Raw genomic sequence first — 17,888 nt, forward strand, 5'->3', positions numbered from 1 at the left:
CTTCAGGGCAGGTCCAAAGGTTTGAACCCTAGACCCTGATCAGGCCTTGTGCTCGTCGATATAGGTGATCGCATCCTTGACGGTTGCGATCTTCTCGGCGGCATCATCGGGGATCTCGACGCCGAATTCTTCCTCGAACGCCATGACGAGTTCGACAATGTCGAGGCTGTCTGCGCCCAGGTCGTCGATGAAGCTCGCGTCCTCGGTCACCTTGTCGGCTTCGACGCCGAGATGCTCGACGACGATCTTCTTCACGCGGTCAGCGGTCTCGCTCATGGTAGTTCCCTCTTCAAATCTGGGGGTTTTCGGTATTTCCTGAACGCACCTAGAACGCGGCAGTTCAGCGCGCAAGTTCAGATCATCGCCATCCCGCCGTTCACGTGCACGGTTTGTCCCGTGACGTAGCCGGCTTCACGGCTTGCGAGATACACGATCGCCGCACCGATGTCTGCGCCTTCGCCGAGGCGACCGGCGGGAATCTTCGCGGTGAGCGCGGTCTTCTGCGCGTCGGGCAACGCGTCGGTCATCGGCGACGTGATGAAGCCGGGCGCGACGCAGTTGACGGTGATGCCGCGGCTGGCGAGCTCCTGCGCCATCGATTTCGACATGCCGATCAGGCCGGCCTTCGACGCGGCGTAGTTCGCCTGGCCGGGATTGCCGGTGACGCCGACGATCGAGGTAACCGAGATCATCCGGCCGAACCTTGCCTTCATCATCGGCTTGGCGGCGGCGCGCATGAGACGGAACGCGGCTTCGAGATTGACGCGGATGACGCTGTCCCACTCGTCGTCCTTCATCCGCATCGCAAGGTTGTCGCGGGTGACGCCGGCGTTGTTGACGAGGATGTCGAGCTTGCCACCGAGCGCTTCGACGGCCTGGGGGACGAGTGCGTCGACGGCGGCTGCGTCGGAGAGGTTGCAGGGGAGCGCGACGTGGTCGCCTTTCAGGGTGGCGCGGAAGGCTTCGAGCTTGTCGGCGTTGGAGCCGGATACGGCGAGGCGCGCGCCTTGGGCGGCTAGGGCCTTGGCGATCTCGGACCCGATCCCGCCGGATGCCCCGGTGACGAGGGCGGTCATGCCTGTGAGGTCGAACATTTTGGTCTCCAGATTTAAGAAATTTGTTCGCGCAGAGGCGCGGAGGACGCGGAGGGGCGGTAGTTGTTGACGAGGCGGCGGACGCCCTCTTTCAGGGTGGCGCCGCCGAAATTGATGAGCAGCCCGACGGGCTGTTTGGTCAACCTGAGATAGGTCAGCAGTTGCTTGGCGTGGACGGGGAGAAGTCGCTCGACCGACTTGATCTCGACGACCAATCGGTCGTCAACAAGCAGATCGATCCGGAACGCTGCCTCGAAGCGCAAGCCTTCGAACTCGATATCGATCGGTCGCTGCCGCGCCACAGTGTAGCCCATTGCAACCAATCGACCGGCAAGGACCGCTTCATAAACGCTTTCCAGCAGCCCCGGCCCAAGATCTCGATGCAGTCGCAGAGCGACATCCAGGACGTCACCGCTGACCACATCGATATCTTTCATGGGCTCTGCGTCCTCAGCGCCTCTGCGCGAAAATCTACAGTACCTTAATCAACGCCTCGATGTCGTCCATCGTGATGACGCTGGTGGTCTCCACGTCGGGGGTGATGCGCTTGACCATGGGACTGAGGACCTTGCCGCCGAATTCGACGAAATGCTCGACGCCCGCAGCGTGCATCGCCAACACCGATTCGCGCCAGCGGACCATGCCGGTGACCTGTTGCACCAGCAGATGACGGATCGCGCCGGGGTCGGCGACGGCGGTGGCGTCTACGTTGGCGAAGACCGGGACCAAAGGCGCGCGGAGGTCGGCGTCCATGAGGGCGGCTTCCATCGCTTCGGCGGCCGGTTGCATCAGGGGGCAGTGGAAGGGGGCGGAGACGGGCAACAATACCGCGCGCTTGGCGCCTAGGTCCTTGGCTAGCGCGATCGCTTTTTCGATGGCGAGGCGGTGGCCGGAGATGACGACTTGCGAGGGGTCGTTGTCGTTGGCGACGGTGCAGATCAGTTCGGGGCCGCCTTCCGCGAGGATCGCGTCGACCGCTGCGCCGGCGATGACCTGCGCCTTTTCGAGGTCGGTGCCGAGCAGCGCGGCCATGGCACCCTCCCCTACCGGTACCGCGGCCTGCATCGCGCGACCGCGGAGTTTCAGGAGGCGGGCGGTGGTCGACAGGTCTAGCGCACCGGCGGCGCACAAGGCGGTGTATTCACCGAGGCTGTGGCCGGCGACATAATCGGCCTTGTCGGCGAGGCGGAGGCCGCCTTCCTTCTCGGCGACGCGCAAGGTGGCGATCGCGTTCGCCATGATCGCGGGCTGCGCGTTCTCGGTGAGGAGCAGGTCGTCCGCCGGACCTTCGCTCATCAGGCGGAACAGGTGCTGGCCGAGCGCCTCGTCGACTTCGGCGAAGACCTCGCGGGCGGCGGCACTGGCGTCGGCGAGCGCCTTGCCCATGCCGACAGACTGGCTCCCCTGACCGGGGAAGATGAACGCGCGCATGACCTCTCCTCTGTGTTCGGTCTTCGTTTGAGCGCGGGGCCTATAAAGGTGCGGGCTGAGTTGCAACTCCGCGAACCTGAACGAACCTGCCAGCTTTGCGACAAATGGCGACCATTTCGCGACCGATGCGACAAGCGCCTGCGACAATCCGGTCCCAGATTAGGGATGACGCCGCACAACGGCGCCGTGTTTCAAACGGGAGATTACCCATGAAGAAGTTCATCCTCAGCGCACTTGCCGCTACCCTCGTCGCCAGCCCGCTGCTCGCCGCAGCCCCCGCCGAGGCACAGCAGCGTCGCGAAGTGACCACCGTGCGCCAGAACAACAATGGCCGCACCGTCGTCACCAAGAAGACCGTCGTCCGCCCGAACCAGTATCGCAACTGGCGCGCCGGCCAGCGCTTCGATCGCCGCTATGCGCAGAACTACCGGGTGATCACGACGTATCGCAACTATCGCCTCGCCGCCCCGCCGCGTGGCAGCCAGTGGGTCCGCTCGGGCAACGATGCGCTCCTGATCAACGGTCGCGGCAACGTGGTCCAGGTTCGTGGCGGCGCTTTCCGCCGGTAACACCCACACCAACCTTGCCTTTGCCGGGTAATCGGCTAAGGCGCTCTGCAACCGGGGTGAGAGATTCGCGTCTCTCGCCCCTGTTTGCATTCTAGACGCCGTTTTCTAAGACGACAGCCGGAGGGGTGCACGCATGGGGCGTGTATCAGCGATCGGCCAAGACGAAGGACAAGACATGGCTCTTTACGAGCACGTGTTCCTTGCGCGCCAGGATCTGGCACAAGCGCAGGTGGACGCACTGGCGGAAATCGCCACCAAGATCGTGAACGACAACGAAGGTCGGGTCGTAAAGACCGAGAACTGGGGCCTGCGTTCGCTGGCGTACAAGATCGCCAAGAACCGCAAGGCGCACTATGTCATGCTCGAGATCGATGCCCCGGGCAGCGTGATCGCAGAGCTGGAACGCCAGACCCAGATCAACGAAGACATCATCCGTTACATGACGGTCAAGGTCGACACCCTCGAAGAGGGCCCGACCGTGATGATGCGCAAGCAAGATCGTGACCGCGAGCGTCGTGGCGACCGTGAGGGTGGCCGTGGCGACCGTCCGGATCGTGGCGATCGGCCCGATCGTGGCCCGCGCCGCGACCGTGAAGAGGGAGCAGAATAACCATGGCACGTCCATTCTTCCGCCGCCGCAAGAGCTGCCCGTTCTCTGCTAAAGACGCTCCCCGGATAGACTATAAGGACGTCCGGTTGCTGCAGGGCTTTGTGTCCGAGCGTGGCAAGATCGTCCCTTCGCGTATCACTTCGGTGGCCGCGAAGAAGCAGCGCGAACTGGCCCAGGCCATCAAGCGTGCGCGTCATCTGGGCCTGCTGCCCTACATCGTTAAGTAAGGAGGGCTCCCCATGGACGTCATTCTGCTGGAACGCGTCGAGAAGCTCGGCGCCATCGGCGACGTGGTTAAGGTCAAGGACGGCTATGCCCGTAACTTCCTTCTCCCGAACAAGAAGGCACTTCGTTCGAACGACGCGAACCGCAAGGTATTCGAGTCAAACCGTGCGAAGATCGAATCGGACAACGCATCGCGTCGCAGCGATGCCGAGACCGAAGCGAAGACCTTCAACGACGCGACCGTGACCCTGATCCGTCAGGCGTCGAACACCGGTCAGCTCTACGGTTCGGTCGCGGTTCGCGATCTGGTCGATGCGCTGGTGGCCGACGGTCACAAGGTCGGCAAGTCGGCGATCGTCCTCGATCGTCCGATCAAGGCGATCGGCGTGTATACCGTGAAGGTTGCTTTGCATCCTGAAGTGTCGGTGTCCGTCAAGGTCAACGTCGCACGCTCGCCTGAAGAGGCCGAGATGCAGGCTTCGGGCGTCGACGTGATGTCGTCGATGTTCGAGCGCGACGAGGCCGGCTTCGTCGAGGATTACGATCCGAACGCAGAGCCCGGCGCGACCGCCGAAGCACCGCGCGACCAGGAGGAAGAGGCGCAGGGTTAATCCCTTCGCTTCCCTTCTAGCCGATACAGAAAGGCCCGCCCGGAGCGATCCGGGCGGGCCTTTTCTTTTGTGCTTTCGAGACGGGGATCAGGGGCAGGTGACGCAGGCGCCGATCATGGCGGCGAAGGGGATCAGGGCGCAGAGGACGGGGAGTAGGGATTTCATGGCCGGGTGACTCTTCGAGGGGGTGTTGCCGAGGTTAATGCGCGGGGTCGGGAAAGGTTTCCGGGAGGTGAACGAATTTTGTACCGATCGGTTTTCGATGCTAAATAACGCTACTTCCCTACCACCCCGGCGGAGGCCGGGGCCCAATTGGGAAAGCTGGAGTGACGGATCGCAGCGTCCATCATTCGCGTCCTCCAATTGGGCCCCGGCCTTCGCCGGGGTGGTGATACTGGGAGGTCAGCTTTCGACGTTTTCCGGCTTCTCGATCAGCGCTGGCCCCTCGCCTAGCGCTAGCGCGTCCACCGACGATACGTCCTCCAAGTCCCTCGCGCCGGTCTCGATGTTCAGGTCGCGGAACTTCCGGCCGGTCACCATCAGGCGGCCGTTGAACGAGTTGGTGAAGCCGTTGAAGTTCTTCACCGCGCTGTTGAGGCCGACTCCAACCTTGCGCAGGTCGTCGGCGACCTTCGCGAGGCGATCGTGCATTTCCTTGCCGAGTTCGCCGATCTTGCGTGCTTCGTTGGCGAGCTTTTCCTGGCGCCAGACCGCGGCGACCGTGCGGACGATCGCGATCAGATTGGTCGGGGTTGCCAGCAGCACGCGCTTTTCGAACGCGAAATCCCAGAGTGTCGGGTCGTGTTCGAGCGCGGCTGACAGGAAATGCTCGCCGGGGACGAACATGATGACATAGTCGGGAGTGTCAGCGAACTGGCTCCAATAGGCCTTGTTGCCGAGGCCGTTGACGTGCGCGCGCATCGACGCCGCGTGGGCGGCTAGGCCGATCAAGCGTTCGGAATCGTCGACTGCGCCGAACGCGTCCTGGTACGCGTTGAGCGAGACCTTTGCGTCGATGACGAGCGCCCGGCCGCCGGGCACGCGGATGATCGCGTCGGGGCGGAGGCGGGCGCCGTCGTCGCCTACCGCGACCGAGACCTCCGTCTGGAAGTCGGTGTGTTCGCTGAGGCCGCAGGTTTCGAGGACGTTCTTGAGCTGCTGCTCGCCCCAGCGGCCGCGCGACTTGGGGGCGTTGCGCAAGGAATTGACGAGCTTTGCGGCTTCGGTGGAGACCTTCTCCTGGCCAAGGCGCATCTGTTCGATTTGCCCCTTGAGGTCGCCGAACGCGTCGCGGCGCTCGGCTTCGACCTTGGCGACGCCTTCCTCGTAGCGTTGCAGGCGGTCGCTGACCGGCTGGAGCATCGACTTCAGGTTGAGGCCGGCGGATTCCTCCGACTGGCGGAAGCGGGCGTCGGCGCGTTCGAGGAAGGTCTTCTGCGCGTCGCTGAGCAGCTTGTTGGCGACGTCGCCGAACTGCGCGGCCATGACGTCTTTCGCCTCGCGAAGACGTACTTCGAACGCTTCGCCTTGAGCCTTGAGAGTAGCATTCTCGGTGCGCGCCGCGTCACGATCTTTGCGAATAGCTTCCAAATCTAAGCGGAGGCGATCGGTGTCGGTGGCGCGCTCGGCGTTCTGCGCGCGGAGCGTGGCGAGGTCCTGCATCGCGGCGTTGCGTTCGCGTTCGACGGCGTCGCGCGCGGTGCGGATGATTTCGGCGTCGGCGACCTTGGTCTGCGCGACGGCGAGCTCGCTGGCTAGGGTTGCGGCGCGGCGGGAGGCCAGGAGCCAGCCGAGGAGGATGCCAGCGGCTAGCGCGAGGACGGCGATGATGGCGAACTCAGCCATTTTGCGCGGCCGGAATGGGAGTGAAGTATAGGAAGTATAGACGCTGGCGAAGCATTTCCTGGGGGGGAGATGGGCGCGTTAGCGAGCGGGTTTGGGAGGGGGATGGAGACGTCATGCGTGGAACATACGTCGAACGGTTGATGTAGGACAGGGGGTAAATACGCCGCCCGTTCTCCCGCGAAGGCGGGAGTCCAAGTTACGCGAGATGCGCTTGTGGTCCTGGGCCCCCGCCTTCGCGGGGGAACTAGAGGGGGCGGGTCGACAACTCTGGAGAGTTTGCACCTGCTCAAATAATACCACCCCGGCGAAGGCCGGGGCCCAATTGGAAAGGTCGCAGTAACGAGGGACTGCGCTCAGTTGGCGACGTCCCCCAATTGGGCCCCGGCCTTCGCCGGGGTGGTGCCTAGCTAAGCGCGCGGGTGGCTACACAATCGCATTACCCACGTCCCCTCACCCCAGCTTGCGCTGCTTCGCCAGTTTCTTCAGCACCATGTCGCGCTTGAGGCGGCTGATGTGGTCGATGAACAGCACGCCATCGAGATGGTCGATCTCGTGCTGCATGCACGTCGACAGCAACCCGTCGAAATCCTCCTCGTGCGCCGCACCGGTCTCGTCGAGCCACTTCACGCGGCAACGCGCCGGCCGCGCGACTTCCGCATATTGCTCGGGGATCGAGAGGCAGCCCTCGTTGTAGGTGGAGACTTCGTCGCTGACCGACAGGATCTCGGCGTTGATATACGCCTTAGGGTTCTTGATCGGCTTGTCTTCCTCGTCCTTCTCCTCCTGGAGATCGATGACGAGGACACGCTTCTGCACGCCGACCTGGGTCGCGGCGAGGCCGATGCCGTTGAAGTCGTACATCGTCTCGATCATGTCGGCGACGAGCGTGCGGATGGAGTCGTCGACCGTCTCCACCGGCTCGGCGACGAGGCGCAGGCGGGGATCGGGGACTTCGAGAACGGTCATGACGGTCATAGCGCGTCCGCTAAGGTACGCGTGCCGGGTGCGTCAAGCCATTGGCCTTCTGGCCCTTAGTGCCTGCGCCAGCGTGCCCTCGTCGAGATAGTCGAGTTCGCCGCCGACCGGCAGGCCGTGCGCGAGCTGCGTGACGCGGACGGGGAAGCGTTCGATGCGCTCGGCGATGTAATGCGCGGTGGTCTGGCCTTCGAGCGTGGCGTTCATCGCGAGGACGACCTCGTCGATGCCGCCGGCTTCGATGCGACGGACGAGGCTGTCGATGCTGAGGTCCTCGGGGCGAATACCTTCGAGCGCGGAAAGGCGCCCGCCGAGGACGTGGAAGCGGCCGGGGAACAGCCGCGAGCGGTCGAGTGCCCAGAGATCGGCGACTTCCTCGACCACGCAGAGCGAGCGCTGATCGCGGCGCGGGTCGGCGCAGATCGCGCAGGGGTTGGTGGTGTCGACGTTGCCGCAGGTGGTGCAGTTCTCCAGCCGCTCGTCGACCGCGGTCAGCGCCTCGCGAAGCGGACCCAGCGCCGCGTCGCGCTTCTTGAGCAGATGCAGCACGGCGCGACGTGCGGACCGGGGGCCGAGGCCGGGGAGCCGGGCCAGCGCCTGCGTCAGCGCCTCGATCTCGGGGGATGCCATACCGGAACAGATAGGGGGTTGCGTCGCTCCCCGCCAGCGTGTTCGAGAGGGGCCATGCGGATCATCTTCATGGGAACGCCGGACTTCGCGGTACCGGTGCTGGAGGCCCTCGTGGCGGCGGGGCATGACGTGGTGGCGGCGTATTGCCAGCCTGCCCGGCCGGGCGGGCGGCGCGGGCGCGAACTGGTGCCGTCGCCGGTGCAGGTTCGGGCGGAAGCGCTCGGGATCGAGATGCGGACGCCGGTGTCGTTCAAGGCATCTTTGCCGGAGGGGCTGGAGGCTCGTGAGGCATTTGCGGCGTTGGACGCGGATGTGGCGGTGGTTGCGGCGTATGGTCTTATTCTGCCGCGCGCGGTGCTGGTAGCGCCCCGGTTCGGGTGCCTCAACGTGCATGGTTCGCTGTTGCCGCGGTGGCGCGGGGCGGCGCCGGTGCAGCGGGCGATCCTCGCGGGCGATGCCGAGACGGGGGTCGGGATCATGCAGATGGAGGCCGGGCTGGATACCGGGCCGGTGCGGCTCGAGGGGCGGACACCTATCGTCGGCAAGACTGCGGGGGACCTGACCGCCGAGCTGTCGGCGATGGGCGCGCGGCTGATGGTCGAGGTGCTGGGCGATCTCGACGCCTACCCTGCCCGGCCGCAGCCCGAGGAGGGCGTCACCTATGCGGCCAAGATCGAGAAGGCGGAGGCACGGATCGATTTCGAGCGGTCGGCGGTCGAGGTCGAGCGGCTGGTGCGGGCGATGAACCCGGCGCCTGGGGCGTGGTTCGAGCATGCGGGCGAGCGCGTGAAGGTGCTGGCGGCTGACGTGTTGCCGTTCTCGTTTCTTGGGTGCGAGGGGCTGACGGTCAATGCCGAGCTGACGATCGGGTGTGGCGACGGGGCGATCCGGCCGACCTTGGTGCAGCGGGCGGGACGCGGCGTGACGTCGGCGGAGGAATTGCTGCGCGGGTTTCCGATCCGCTCGGGGACGCAGCTTTGACGCGGTTCGCGTTGACGGTGGAATTCGACGGGCGGCCGTTCATGGGCTGGCAGCGGCAGAAGCACGGGCCGAGCGTGCAGGCGGCGCTGGAGGCGGCGGTGCTGAAGATGACCGGCGAGACCGCGTCGGTGCAGGCGGCGGGGCGGACCGATGCGGGGGTCCATGGGATCGCGATGCGCGCGCATGTCGATATCGAAAAGCCGGTCGCGGCGTTTCGGTTGATGGAGGGGCTGAACGCGCTGGTGAAGCCGGCGCCGGTGTCGGTGCTGGCGTGCGAAATGGTCGACGACGATTGGCATGCGCGGTTTTCGTGTATCGGGCGGTCGTACGAGTACCGGATCGTCAACCGGCGCGCGCCGCTGACGTTCGAGGCGGGGCTGGCGTGGCAGGTTCCTCAGCCGTTGGATGCGGGGGCGATGACGGAGGCTGCGCGGGTGCTGATCGGGCGGCATGATTTTACGACGTTTCGCTCGGCGCATTGCCAGGCGGACAGTCCGGTACGGACTTTGGATCGGCTTGAGGTGGTGCGTGAGGGGGAGCGTCTGTTTGTTTATGCGGCGGCGCGATCGTTCCTGCATCATCAGGTGCGGTCGATGGTTGGGTGTCTTGCGCTGGTGGGTATGGGGCGCTGGGCGGTTGGCGATGTGGCGGCTGCGTTGGCGGCGAAGGATCGGGCGATGCTGGGGCTGAATGCGCCGCCGGATGGGTTGTTCTTCGTGAGTGCGGTTTACCCTTCTTCGTCATCCCGGACTTGATCCGGGACCCAGAGTAACGGGGCGCAGCGTTCGGTACCCTGGATCCTGACTTTCGTCAGGATGACGGTTGGGGAGTGTCGCGGACGAACTTCGCGGCGAGCTCGACATGCGTCGACCACCGGAACTGGCCGACCGGCTGGACCCAGTCGATCCGCCAGCCGGCATCGCACAGCTCCTTCGCATCACGCGCGAAGCTGGCCGGGTTGCAGGATACGTAGACGATCACCGGCACCTTGCACTCGGCGAGCGCGGTCGCCTGTTCGCGTGCCCCCGAGCGAGGCGGATCGACTACCACCGCGTCGAAGCGGTCGAGTTCAGCCACCGTCAGCGGGCGACGATAGAGATCGCGGTGCTCCGGGTAGACCGGGCGCTGGGTGCGGTGCGCAGCGGCTTTCAGCGAGCCGAGCGCGTCGCGGGCGCCTTCGGCCGCGTAGACCTTTGCGGGGATCGCGAGCGTGAAAGTGCCGAGGCCGGCGAACAGGTCGGCGACCGTCGCGGGCTTGCCGATCGCTTCGAGAACTGCGGCGGTGAGTGCGGCTTCACCATCCGGAGTAGCCTGCAGGAACGAGGCGGGCGGGAGCGGCACGGGAACGCCGCCCAAGGTGATCGTGACCGAGTCGGGCTCCCAGCGCGTCTCGGGGCCGAGACCGTCGTCGAACGCGACCCGGGCGATCTTGTGGTCCTCGCAAAATTTCGTGAGCGCTTCGGCGGCGGGGAGGCCTTCGGGGGCGAATCCCGTGATCAGGATGTCCGCGCCCTGGTCCGCGAGCGTCAGGTGGATGTCGGCGCGACGGCGGAAATTGAGGCGCTTGAGCAGCTGGCGCAAGGGCTGGACGAGCGCGAACAGGCGCGGATCGAGAATCCAGCATTCCTTGATGTCGACGATCGTGTGCGCCTTTTCGGCGGTGAAGCCGAGCGTGATCTTGCCCCCCTTGCCTTCGGCGTGGAGCGTCGCGCGGCGGCGGCTGCGTTCGGGCGAGATGTGCGGGGTGCGGATCGACGCGGACAGGTCCTGGCCGTCGAGCGCGGAGGCGATGCGGTCGGTGACGAACTCGGCATAGGCCTGGTCGTCGAGATGCTGGAGCTGGCAGCCGCCGCAGGTCGGGAAATGCACGCAGGGGGGCGTCTGGTGGTGCGGGCCGGGGATCACGGTGCCGTCGGCGGTAAGCGTGTCGCCCGGTGCGGCGAAGGCGGCGTGGCGTCCGTCGGCGGTCATGCCGTCGCCGCGGGCTGCGACGCGGATGATGGTGTTAGGTGTGTCGGAGGTCATAGCGCCCCTCTGGCGGACCGAAGCGCTTCCGCCAAGTCGTCGGCGATGAACGCGGGCCCCAATCGGCGGGCAGCGTCACCGTGGAGCCACACTCCGGCGCAGGCTGCATCGAGCGGATCGAGCTTTGCGGCGAGCATCGCGCCGATCGCGCCGGCGAGGACGTCGCCGGTGCCGGCGGTGGAGAGCCAGTCGCTGGCGTCTTGTGCGATGCGGACGCGACCGTCGGGCGCAGCGATGACGGTGTCCGCGCCCTTGAAGACTACGATGGCGTTGGCGCGGGAGGCGGCTTTGCGGGCGCGGGTGATCTTGTCGGCATCCGACTTGCCGAAGAGCGCGTCGAACTCGCCAGCGTGGGGGGTGAGGATGACGGGGACCTTCAGCGCCTTGATCCGATCGGGGTCGAGGAGGCGCAGTGCGTCGCCGTCGATGATCAGCGGGTGGCCGGAATTCAGCGCAGCTTCGAGGCGGACTTTGGCGAGGTCGTCGCGGCCGAGGCCGGGGCCGATCACGAGTGCGCCTATCCGGTCGTTGGCGAGGGCTTGGTCGGAGAATGGCGTGCGGACGAGCGCGTGCGGCGGGCCTTGGCTGTCGCCGAGCAGGGTCACGTAGCCGGCGCCGGCGCGCATCGCGGCGAGCGCGGCAAGGTCGGACGCGCCGGACATGGTGCCGGCGATGATCGCGACCATGCCGCGGGTGTATTTATGCGAGTCCGGGCCGGGGTTTGGGAGGCTCGGGGTTTTGATGACTTCGGCTTGGCTGGTGGTGGGGACGCCGATGTCGAGGAGGCGGATCTGGCCGCAGTAGCGGGTTGCGGGTTGGAGGAGGTGGGCGGGTTTTACCGCGCCGAGGGCTAAGGTGAGGTTGAATACTGGGGGTTGGCTGAGGGCTTGGCCGGAGTCGGTGGCGAGGCCACTTGGAAGGTCGACGGCGATGCTGAGCTGCGCGGCGTTGGCGAGGAAATGGAGGCGCCCGACAACAGACTGTTCCCCCGCGGACGCGGAGGCACAGAGTAAGCCGTCCGGAGAGCCCTTGGAACTCAGCTGGGCCCCCGCGTCCGCGGGGGAACGGCCTGGAGCTGGGGCGGGCTCGGCATCGAGCGGGCGCGTCAGGCCGGTGCCGAACAGCGCGTCCACTAGGATTGGGGTGGGCTTTGCCTCCGCCAGCGTTTCGATGGGGCCGGACCACCCTGCCCTTGCCGACTTTGCCGCGTTCGTCTTCGGTTCCGACAGCGCCGCGACGCGGACCGCCGCGCCCATCTCCGTCAGCACCCGTGCTGCGACGTACCCGTCGCCGCCGTTGTTGCCGGGGCCGCAGAGGATCAGCACCTCGTTCACACCCGCCAACCGGCGGACCGCGTGCGCGATCGCGGTGCCGGCGCGGTCCATCAGCGTTTCGACCGAGACGCCGCCGGCGATCACTGCGTCTTCCGCTGCGCGCATTTCGGCGGCGGTGAGGATGGGCTGGGCTTCGATGTCGATCATGACGTCTTGATGGTCGCGGGAAGGCGGTAGCGGCCGCCGCCCAGCGCGACCTCGGCGCCGTCCGCTGCGATCACTCCGCGACAGTCCTGCGTCACCAGCAACCGACGGAACGCACCGTCGGGATGGCGGACCGTCGAGACCAGGCCGTCGCTCCCTTGCGCCTGCTCGACCGTGCACATGGAAGCGAACGCGGCGTCCCCGTGTGCGCAGGCGATCCGGATGTCGCTCGTGATTTCGCTGCGTTGCTGCGTCTCGACCTGCTCGCTGTTCGGCTGCCCTACCCCACATGCTACCAGCGGGAGCGAGAGAAGCACGGCAAGCGTCAGTATTCGCTTAGATATCCGCGTAGACATGGGTTTCGGCTGCGGCTCCGGGGTGCGTGACGGCACCCTTGTAGGCCGGGCCGACGGTCTTCGCATAGCGCCACAATGCGCCTGAGCCATAATCGTTGGCGCGCGGCACCCACGCAGCACGGCGCGCCGCCATCACGTCCTCGGGAACGTCGAGGTCGATCGTGCCGGCCTCGGCGTCGATGTGGATGATGTCGCCATTCTCGACCAAGGCGATCGGGCCGCCGTCTGCCGCTTCGGGGCCGACATGGCCGATGCAGAAGCCGCGCGTGCCGCCCGAAAAGCGGCCGTCGGTGATCAGCGCGACGCTCTCGCCCATCCCGAGGCCGTAGAGCGCGGCCGTGGTCGACAGCATCTCGCGCATGCCGGGGCCGCCCTTGGGGCCCTCGTAGCGGATGACGATGACTTCGCCTTCGTTGATCTCGCGGTTTTCGACGGCGGCGAAGGTGTCCTCCTCGCAGTCGAACACGCGCGCTGGCCCTGAGAACTGAAGGCGGTGCATGCCCGCGACCTTCACGATCGCGCCGTCGGGGGCGAGACTGCCGCGCAGCCCGACGACGCCGCCGGTGGGGGTCAGCGGGGTCTTAATGTCGTAGATGACCTTCTGGTCGGGGTTCCACGTCACCTGGTCGATGTTCTCGCCGAGCGACTTACCGGTCACGGTGAGGCAATCGCCGTTCAAGAAACCGCCCGCGAGCATGGTCTTCATCAGCATGTAGACGCCGCCGGCCTCGTACATGTCCTTGGCGACGTACTTACCACCGGGTTTGAGGTCCGCGATGTAAGGCGTTGTCTTGAATATCTCGGCAACGTCGAACAGGTCGAACTCGATGCCGGCTTCGGACGCCATCGCAGGGAGATGCAGAGCGGCGTTGGTCGAGCCGCCGGTCGCGGCGACGACGCGCGCGGCGTTGATGAACGCTTCTCGCGTGCAGATGTCGCGCGGGCGGATGTTGTCGGCGAGGCACTCCATGACTTGCGCGCCGGCCGCCACGGCTATCTGTTCGCGCGTGGTGTAAGGTGCGGGCACCATGTTGCTGTTCGGGATCGACAAACCGATCGCCTCGGCGACGCAGGCCATCGTGTTGGCGGTGTATTGCCCGCCGCACGCGCCGTGACCGGGACAAGCGACCTTCTCGATCGCGTGGACTTCGGAGAGCGGGCATGCGCCGGCGGCGTATTTGCCGACGATCTCGAACACGTCGACGACGGTGACGTCGCGGTCCTGATAGCGGCCGGGGAGGATCGAGCCGCCATAGACGAACACCGACGGGATATTGAGGCGGAGCATCGCCATCATCATACCCGGGAGCGACTTGTCGCAACCGGCGAATCCGACGAGCGCGTCGTAGCAATGGCCGCGGACCGAGAGTTCGACCGAGTCGGCGATGACTTCGCGGCTGACGAGGCTTGCCTTCATCCCCTGATGGCCCATCGCGATGCCGTCGGTGACGGTGATCGTGTTGAACCGGCGCGGCATGCCGCCGCCCTGGATGACGCCGGCCTGCGCGGCGTCGGCCTGTGCATCGAGCGTGGTGTTGCAGGGCGCGGAGTTGTTGCCGGCAGAGGCGAGCGCGACGAACGGCCGCGCGATCTGCTCCTCGTCGAGGCCCATCGCATAGTAATAGCTGCGGTGCGGGGCGCGTTCGGGGCCGACGGAGACGTGGCGGCTCGGCAGGCGCGATTTATCGAATGTGCGGGTCATGGCGAACGCCTATGTCGCGGGAGAGGGTATTTGCGCAAGAGAGTTGCGTTTAATTTTGGGAGTGGGAGCGTCGCAATGAAGCGCATCCACGCGAAGGCAGGTATCCAGAAGGGCGATGGGCGGCGGTCTTGTCAGTGAGATCCGCCGGTATGGATTGTCACCTCCGCGGGAATGACTGGAGATGCTCCCCTCCCTGGAAGGGAGGGGTTTGGGGGTGGGTCGGCCTATTGGCTGACGTCATCCCCCCCAAGCGGCCGACCCACCCCCGGCCCCTCCCTTTCAGGGAGGGGGGGAAGAAGTCAGAGGCCTTCGAGGGCCTTTGCTACGCCGTCCATGGTGAAGGGCTTTTGCAGGCGCGGGCGGTCGCGGAATTCTGGTGCTACGCCGTCGTCGCCGCCGCCGGTGGCGAAGACGAACGGGACGCCCCTGGCGGCGAGCGCTTCGGCGACGGCCGTGCTCTTTTCACCGCCGCGCAGGTTCACGTCGAGGATCGCGCCGTCTACGCCGCCCTCCTCGATCCGCTTCAACGCGTCGGCCACGGTGTCGACGGAGCCCGCGACTCCCTTGTCCAATACCTCAAGAAAATCCTCGAGCATCATGGCGATCAACGGTTCGTCCTCGACGATGAGGATCTGCTGGGTAGCGGTCATGCCTCACGCATAGTCGGGATTGTTACGACTTGCCAACATCTTGTTCGAGTCCCCCTGGCCTAGTCTCGGCGCGCTGCCAGCACGTCTCGTGCCGCTTCGGCAAGTTCCTGAACCGAGAAGGGTTTGGGCAGGAACGCGACGTTGTCGAGGTCGATCGACTTGCGCAGTTGCTCCTCGGCATAGCCCGACATGAACAGGATCGGCAGGTCGGGGAATTTATCGCGCGCATGCCGCACCATCGTCGGGCCGTCCATATGCGGCATCACGACGTCGCTGATGAGCAGATCGGGGCGGCCGTGCCTCTCCAGCACGTCCAATGCGTTCTCGCCGTTTTCGGCCGTTAGCACCGTGTAGCCCTGGCGCGTGAGCGCACGTTCGGCGACGGCGCGGACCATGTCCTCGTCCTCGACCAGCAGGATCGTGCCCGTACCCCAGAGGTCGACGGGCTTCGGCGTCGGCTTGACGGCCAAGGGACGGGTCGCGGCGGGGGCCGAATGGACCGGCAGGTACATCGAGAAGGTCGCGCCCTGCCCCGGCTTGCTGTCCGCAAAGATGTAGCCGCCGGACTGTTTGACGATGCCGTAGACGGTCGAGAGGCCGAGCCCGGTGCCCTTGCCGAATTCCTTCGTCGTGAAGAACGGCTCGAAGATCTTGGGCAGGACGTCGGGCGGGATGCCGGTGCCGGTGTCCTGAACGATCAGCGCGGTATAGTCCGCGACGGGCAGGATATCGGACGCCATCTCGCGCACTTCGGATGCGGGCACCGCGCGGGTGGTGATCGTGAGCACGCCGCCGCCGCGCGCGTTCGCCGAGACGATCGCGTCGCGCGCATTGACCGCGAGGTTGACGACGACCTGCTCGAGCTGGCCGGGATCGGCACGGACGGGGCCCAGGTTGCGACCGTGCGTCATGTCGAGACGGACGTTCTCGCCCATCAGGCGTTTGAGAAGGTTCGAGACTTCGGAGACGACGTCGGGGAGCTGCAGTATCTGCGGGCGGAGCGTTTGCTGGCGCGAGAAGGCCAGCAACTGGCGTGTCAGGCTGGCGGCGCGGTTCGAATTGGTGCGGACCTGCTGGATGTCGTCGTAATCGCTGTCGCCGGGCGAATGGCGCATCAGCATCAGGTCGCAGTGGCCAATGATCGCGGTCAGGATGTTGTTGAAATCATGCGCGACACCGCCGGCGAGCTGGCCGACCGCCTGCATCTTGGTGGCCTGCGCGACCTCACGCTTGAGGCGGCTTTCCTCGCTGTTGTTCTTGAGGCTGAGCAGGACGGCCGCGTCGCCGAGCCCGCGCGCGCCGGCAATGGTGAGCGCGACCGGTTCGTCGGGGTGATCCTTGAGGCGGACCGCCATGTCGGCCGAGTGCGTCGCGCCGTTCGCGAACTTGCGGATCGCGTCGGCGACCGCTGCCTTGTCCTCGCGGACGACGAGATCGCCCGGATAGAGCGGCGGCGCGACCGAATTGACCCCCGCCGCGCGCAGGAACGAATCGTTCATCTGGAGGAAGCGGCCGTCGCGGTCGACCAACGCCATCCCGAACGGCATCATGCTGACCAGGCTGCGGACGTGTGCCGAAGCACTGGCGCCGAGCGCGGGGGCGTTCTCCTCCTCGTCGAGCAGCGCGATCAGCACGGGCGCGTCGTCGCCGTCGAGGAACGGGATCTGGAGAACGCGCAGCGGCGTGCCTTCGAGTCCTTCGCGTTCGAAGCGGACCAGGCCGCGGCTGTCGGTGATCAGGAAGCGCGCGAAGTCGCGGCCTTCGATCGAGTCGTATTCGTCGCCGCACGCCCTGGCGCGCAGCACGCGGTTGGCGGTGTGGATGCGGCCGTCGGGCGACAGCAACGCGGCCATGATGCCGCTGCCGCCGAGCCGGTCTCCGGTCGGGCCGGTCAGCAGCGCGGCGAGCGTCTCGGCGAGGTCGTGCTCCTGCGCTGTGCCGAAGCGCCAGACGAGCATGTCGGCATCGTCGCCGGCGCGGGCGATCTGCGCGGAGAGGCAGAGGTTGCGGGCGTTGAGGCGATCGACCTGCGCGCCGCCGTCGCGCCAGGCCGCGCGGCCGGCGTCGGCGAGTGCTGCGTTGCCGGCCTCGTCGAGCGGCAGGCCGGGGGGCGTGGGAAAGCCTTCGAACAGCGCTTCGTAGGCATCGTTGGCGCAGACGAGCCGCCCGGCGCGGTCGGTGATCGCGAGTGCGTCGGTACCGGCTTCGGCGACGGTGCGGGTGAGGTCCCAGTCGACAGGGCGGAGCACGTCCTTGGCGACGGGATTGAGCAGGCGCCAGGCGATCAGCGCGCCAATGACGATGACGGCGGCGGCGAAGAAACCGGCGGCGGCGATCCAGCTGCCGACGAGCAACAGCACGATCGCGGCGGCGGCGATCCCCGAGGTGGCGGCGACGAGTGCCGCGTTGCGGGCGGGGGCGGGTAAAGCGAACGATGCCATCGCGGAGGGTCATCCGCTGTTGTGGGGTTAGGCGTCAAGCGGGATGCGGTGGTGTTGGGGAGTGCGTCTGTCATTGCACCACCCCGGCGAAGGCCGGGGCCCAATTGGAAAGGTAGTCGTAACGAAGCGCCGTCCGTCCTCAGCAACGTCCCCCAACTGGGCCCCGACCTTCGCCGGGGTGGCTGGCTTCGATACGTGCACCTCACCCCCCTCCTGTTCCCCCGCGGAGGCGGGGGTCCAGGGTTACGGGCGATAGCGTTCGTGA

Annotated in this window: 19 protein-coding genes; 6 read left to right on the forward strand and 13 right to left on the reverse strand. The window is 66.4% G+C overall.

The features are described 5' to 3' along the window. Window positions 1-39 precede the first annotated feature (39 nt). The 4 genes from U1708_RS12915 to fabD form a co-directional block, all read right to left on the reverse strand. A complete protein-coding gene (locus tag U1708_RS12915) occupies window positions 40-276 on the reverse strand; it encodes an acyl carrier protein (protein ID WP_031393971.1) in 237 nt (78 codons plus the stop codon). 77 nt (window positions 277-353) lie between these two features. Further along, complete coding sequence (gene fabG, locus U1708_RS12920) at window positions 354-1,094, reverse strand: 3-oxoacyl-[acyl-carrier-protein] reductase (protein WP_332746275.1); 741 nt, start codon at window positions 1,092-1,094, stop codon at window positions 354-356. Between the two features lie 14 nt (window positions 1,095-1,108). Beyond that, entirely contained in the window at window positions 1,109-1,531 is a 423-nt protein-coding gene (locus tag U1708_RS12925) for a GxxExxY protein (protein ID WP_332746276.1), read from the reverse strand. Window positions 1,532-1,565: 34 nt separating this feature from the next. Next, a complete protein-coding gene (fabD, locus tag U1708_RS12930) occupies window positions 1,566-2,525 on the reverse strand; it encodes an ACP S-malonyltransferase (protein ID WP_332746277.1) in 960 nt (319 codons plus the stop codon). Window positions 2,526-2,734: 209 nt separating this feature from the next. Between fabD and U1708_RS12935 the strand changes: the two genes are divergently transcribed. From U1708_RS12935 to rplI, 4 genes are all read left to right on the forward strand, one after another. Continuing rightward, window positions 2,735-3,094 carry an RcnB family protein gene (locus U1708_RS12935; protein ID WP_332746278.1) on the forward strand — a complete coding sequence of 120 codons (360 nt, stop codon included), beginning with the start codon at window positions 2,735-2,737 and terminating at the stop codon, window positions 3,092-3,094. Between the two features lie 175 nt (window positions 3,095-3,269). Further along, window positions 3,270-3,704, forward strand: a complete 435-nt coding sequence (gene rpsF / locus U1708_RS12940) for a 30S ribosomal protein S6 (RefSeq protein WP_132739164.1) — start codon at window positions 3,270-3,272, stop codon at window positions 3,702-3,704. Between the two features lie 2 nt (window positions 3,705-3,706). After that, on the forward strand, window positions 3,707-3,931 hold the full coding sequence (gene rpsR / locus U1708_RS12945; protein ID WP_031393978.1) for a 30S ribosomal protein S18: 225 nt from the start codon (window positions 3,707-3,709) through the stop codon (window positions 3,929-3,931). Window positions 3,932-3,943: 12 nt separating this feature from the next. Then, on the forward strand, window positions 3,944-4,540 hold the full coding sequence (gene rplI, locus U1708_RS12950; protein ID WP_307084114.1) for a 50S ribosomal protein L9: 597 nt from the start codon (window positions 3,944-3,946) through the stop codon (window positions 4,538-4,540). A gap of 402 nt (window positions 4,541-4,942) precedes the next feature. On the opposite strand, the gene U1708_RS12955 is transcribed toward rplI, so the two are convergent. The 3 genes from U1708_RS12955 to recR all read right to left on the reverse strand — a co-directional run bounded on the left by U1708_RS12955 (window position 4,943) and on the right by recR (window position 7,990). Beyond that, window positions 4,943-6,385, reverse strand: coding sequence for a DNA recombination protein RmuC (locus U1708_RS12955; protein ID WP_332746279.1), 1,443 nt, complete (start codon window positions 6,383-6,385; stop codon window positions 4,943-4,945). A gap of 450 nt (window positions 6,386-6,835) precedes the next feature. Further along, the gene (gene def, locus U1708_RS12960) at window positions 6,836-7,360 is read right to left on the reverse strand and encodes a peptide deformylase (protein ID WP_332746280.1); all 525 of its coding nucleotides are present in this window, start codon (window positions 7,358-7,360) and stop codon (window positions 6,836-6,838) included. A 33-nt stretch (window positions 7,361-7,393) separates the two neighbouring features. Further along, window positions 7,394-7,990: a recombination mediator RecR gene (gene recR, locus U1708_RS12965; protein ID WP_056420182.1), complete on the reverse strand. Its 597-nt coding sequence runs from the start codon at window positions 7,988-7,990 to the stop codon at window positions 7,394-7,396. Between the two features lie 54 nt (window positions 7,991-8,044). Here recR and fmt point away from each other — a divergent pair, with 54 nt between their 5' ends. Next, entirely contained in the window at window positions 8,045-8,971 is a 927-nt protein-coding gene (gene fmt, locus U1708_RS12970) for a methionyl-tRNA formyltransferase (protein ID WP_332746281.1), read from the forward strand. Then, window positions 8,968-9,726, forward strand: a complete 759-nt coding sequence (truA, locus tag U1708_RS12975) for a tRNA pseudouridine(38-40) synthase TruA (RefSeq protein WP_332746282.1) — start codon at window positions 8,968-8,970, stop codon at window positions 9,724-9,726. The genes fmt and truA overlap by 4 nt, the downstream gene beginning before the upstream one ends. 55 nt (window positions 9,727-9,781) lie before the next feature. Here the strand turns inward: truA and U1708_RS12980 are convergent, their stop codons facing one another. The 6 genes from U1708_RS12980 to U1708_RS13005 all read right to left on the reverse strand — a co-directional run bounded on the left by U1708_RS12980 (window position 9,782) and on the right by U1708_RS13005 (window position 17,623). Further along, the gene (locus U1708_RS12980) at window positions 9,782-10,996 is read right to left on the reverse strand and encodes a class I SAM-dependent RNA methyltransferase (protein WP_332746283.1); all 1,215 of its coding nucleotides are present in this window, start codon (window positions 10,994-10,996) and stop codon (window positions 9,782-9,784) included. Beyond that, complete coding sequence (locus U1708_RS12985) at window positions 10,993-12,477, reverse strand: NAD(P)H-hydrate dehydratase (protein WP_332746284.1); 1,485 nt, start codon at window positions 12,475-12,477, stop codon at window positions 10,993-10,995. The genes U1708_RS12980 and U1708_RS12985 overlap by 4 nt, the downstream gene beginning before the upstream one ends. Continuing rightward, entirely contained in the window at window positions 12,474-12,791 is a 318-nt protein-coding gene (locus U1708_RS12990; protein ID WP_332746285.1) for a hypothetical protein, read from the reverse strand. The genes U1708_RS12985 and U1708_RS12990 overlap by 4 nt, the downstream gene beginning before the upstream one ends. A 19-nt stretch (window positions 12,792-12,810) precedes the next feature. Continuing rightward, window positions 12,811-14,532, reverse strand: a complete 1,722-nt coding sequence (gene ilvD, locus U1708_RS12995; protein WP_332746286.1) for a dihydroxy-acid dehydratase — start codon at window positions 14,530-14,532, stop codon at window positions 12,811-12,813. A 299-nt stretch (window positions 14,533-14,831) separates the two neighbouring features. Then, window positions 14,832-15,182 carry a response regulator gene (locus U1708_RS13000; protein ID WP_056062573.1) on the reverse strand — a complete coding sequence of 117 codons (351 nt, stop codon included), beginning with the start codon at window positions 15,180-15,182 and terminating at the stop codon, window positions 14,832-14,834. Between the two features lie 59 nt (window positions 15,183-15,241). Continuing rightward, window positions 15,242-17,623, reverse strand: coding sequence for a hybrid sensor histidine kinase/response regulator (locus tag U1708_RS13005; RefSeq protein ID WP_332746287.1), 2,382 nt, complete (start codon window positions 17,621-17,623; stop codon window positions 15,242-15,244). Between the last annotated feature and the right edge of the window lie 265 nt (window positions 17,624-17,888).

The sequence above is a fragment of the Sphingomonas arabinosi genome (assembly GCF_036663715.1).
GTDB lineage: Bacteria > Pseudomonadota > Alphaproteobacteria > Sphingomonadales > Sphingomonadaceae > Sphingomonas.

Coding starts and splice junctions, on each gene's coding strand:
- U1708_RS12915 (WP_031393971.1), bottom strand. CDS start 276: ATGAGCGAGACCGCTGACCGCGTGAAGAAGATCGTCGTCGAGCATCTC.
- fabG (WP_332746275.1), bottom strand. CDS start 1,094: ATGTTCGACCTCACAGGCATGACCGCCCTCGTCACCGGGGCATCCGGC.
- U1708_RS12925 (WP_332746276.1), bottom strand. CDS start 1,531: ATGAAAGATATCGATGTGGTCAGCGGTGACGTCCTGGATGTCGCTCTG.
- fabD (WP_332746277.1), bottom strand. CDS start 2,525: ATGCGCGCGTTCATCTTCCCCGGTCAGGGGAGCCAGTCTGTCGGCATG.
- U1708_RS12935 (WP_332746278.1), top strand. CDS start 2,735: ATGAAGAAGTTCATCCTCAGCGCACTTGCCGCTACCCTCGTCGCCAGC.
- rpsF (WP_132739164.1), top strand. CDS start 3,270: ATGGCTCTTTACGAGCACGTGTTCCTTGCGCGCCAGGATCTGGCACAA.
- rpsR (WP_031393978.1), top strand. CDS start 3,707: ATGGCACGTCCATTCTTCCGCCGCCGCAAGAGCTGCCCGTTCTCTGCT.
- rplI (WP_307084114.1), top strand. CDS start 3,944: ATGGACGTCATTCTGCTGGAACGCGTCGAGAAGCTCGGCGCCATCGGC.
- U1708_RS12955 (WP_332746279.1), bottom strand. CDS start 6,385: ATGGCTGAGTTCGCCATCATCGCCGTCCTCGCGCTAGCCGCTGGCATC.
- def (WP_332746280.1), bottom strand. CDS start 7,360: ATGACCGTCATGACCGTTCTCGAAGTCCCCGATCCCCGCCTGCGCCTC.
- recR (WP_056420182.1), bottom strand. CDS start 7,990: ATGGCATCCCCCGAGATCGAGGCGCTGACGCAGGCGCTGGCCCGGCTC.
- fmt (WP_332746281.1), top strand. CDS start 8,045: ATGCGGATCATCTTCATGGGAACGCCGGACTTCGCGGTACCGGTGCTG.
- U1708_RS12980 (WP_332746283.1), bottom strand. CDS start 10,996: ATGACCTCCGACACACCTAACACCATCATCCGCGTCGCAGCCCGCGGC.
- U1708_RS12985 (WP_332746284.1), bottom strand. CDS start 12,477: ATGATCGACATCGAAGCCCAGCCCATCCTCACCGCCGCCGAAATGCGC.
- ilvD (WP_332746286.1), bottom strand. CDS start 14,532: ATGACCCGCACATTCGATAAATCGCGCCTGCCGAGCCGCCACGTCTCC.
- U1708_RS13000 (WP_056062573.1), bottom strand. CDS start 15,182: ATGACCGCTACCCAGCAGATCCTCATCGTCGAGGACGAACCGTTGATC.
- U1708_RS13005 (WP_332746287.1), bottom strand. CDS start 17,623: ATGGCATCGTTCGCTTTACCCGCCCCCGCCCGCAACGCGGCACTCGTC.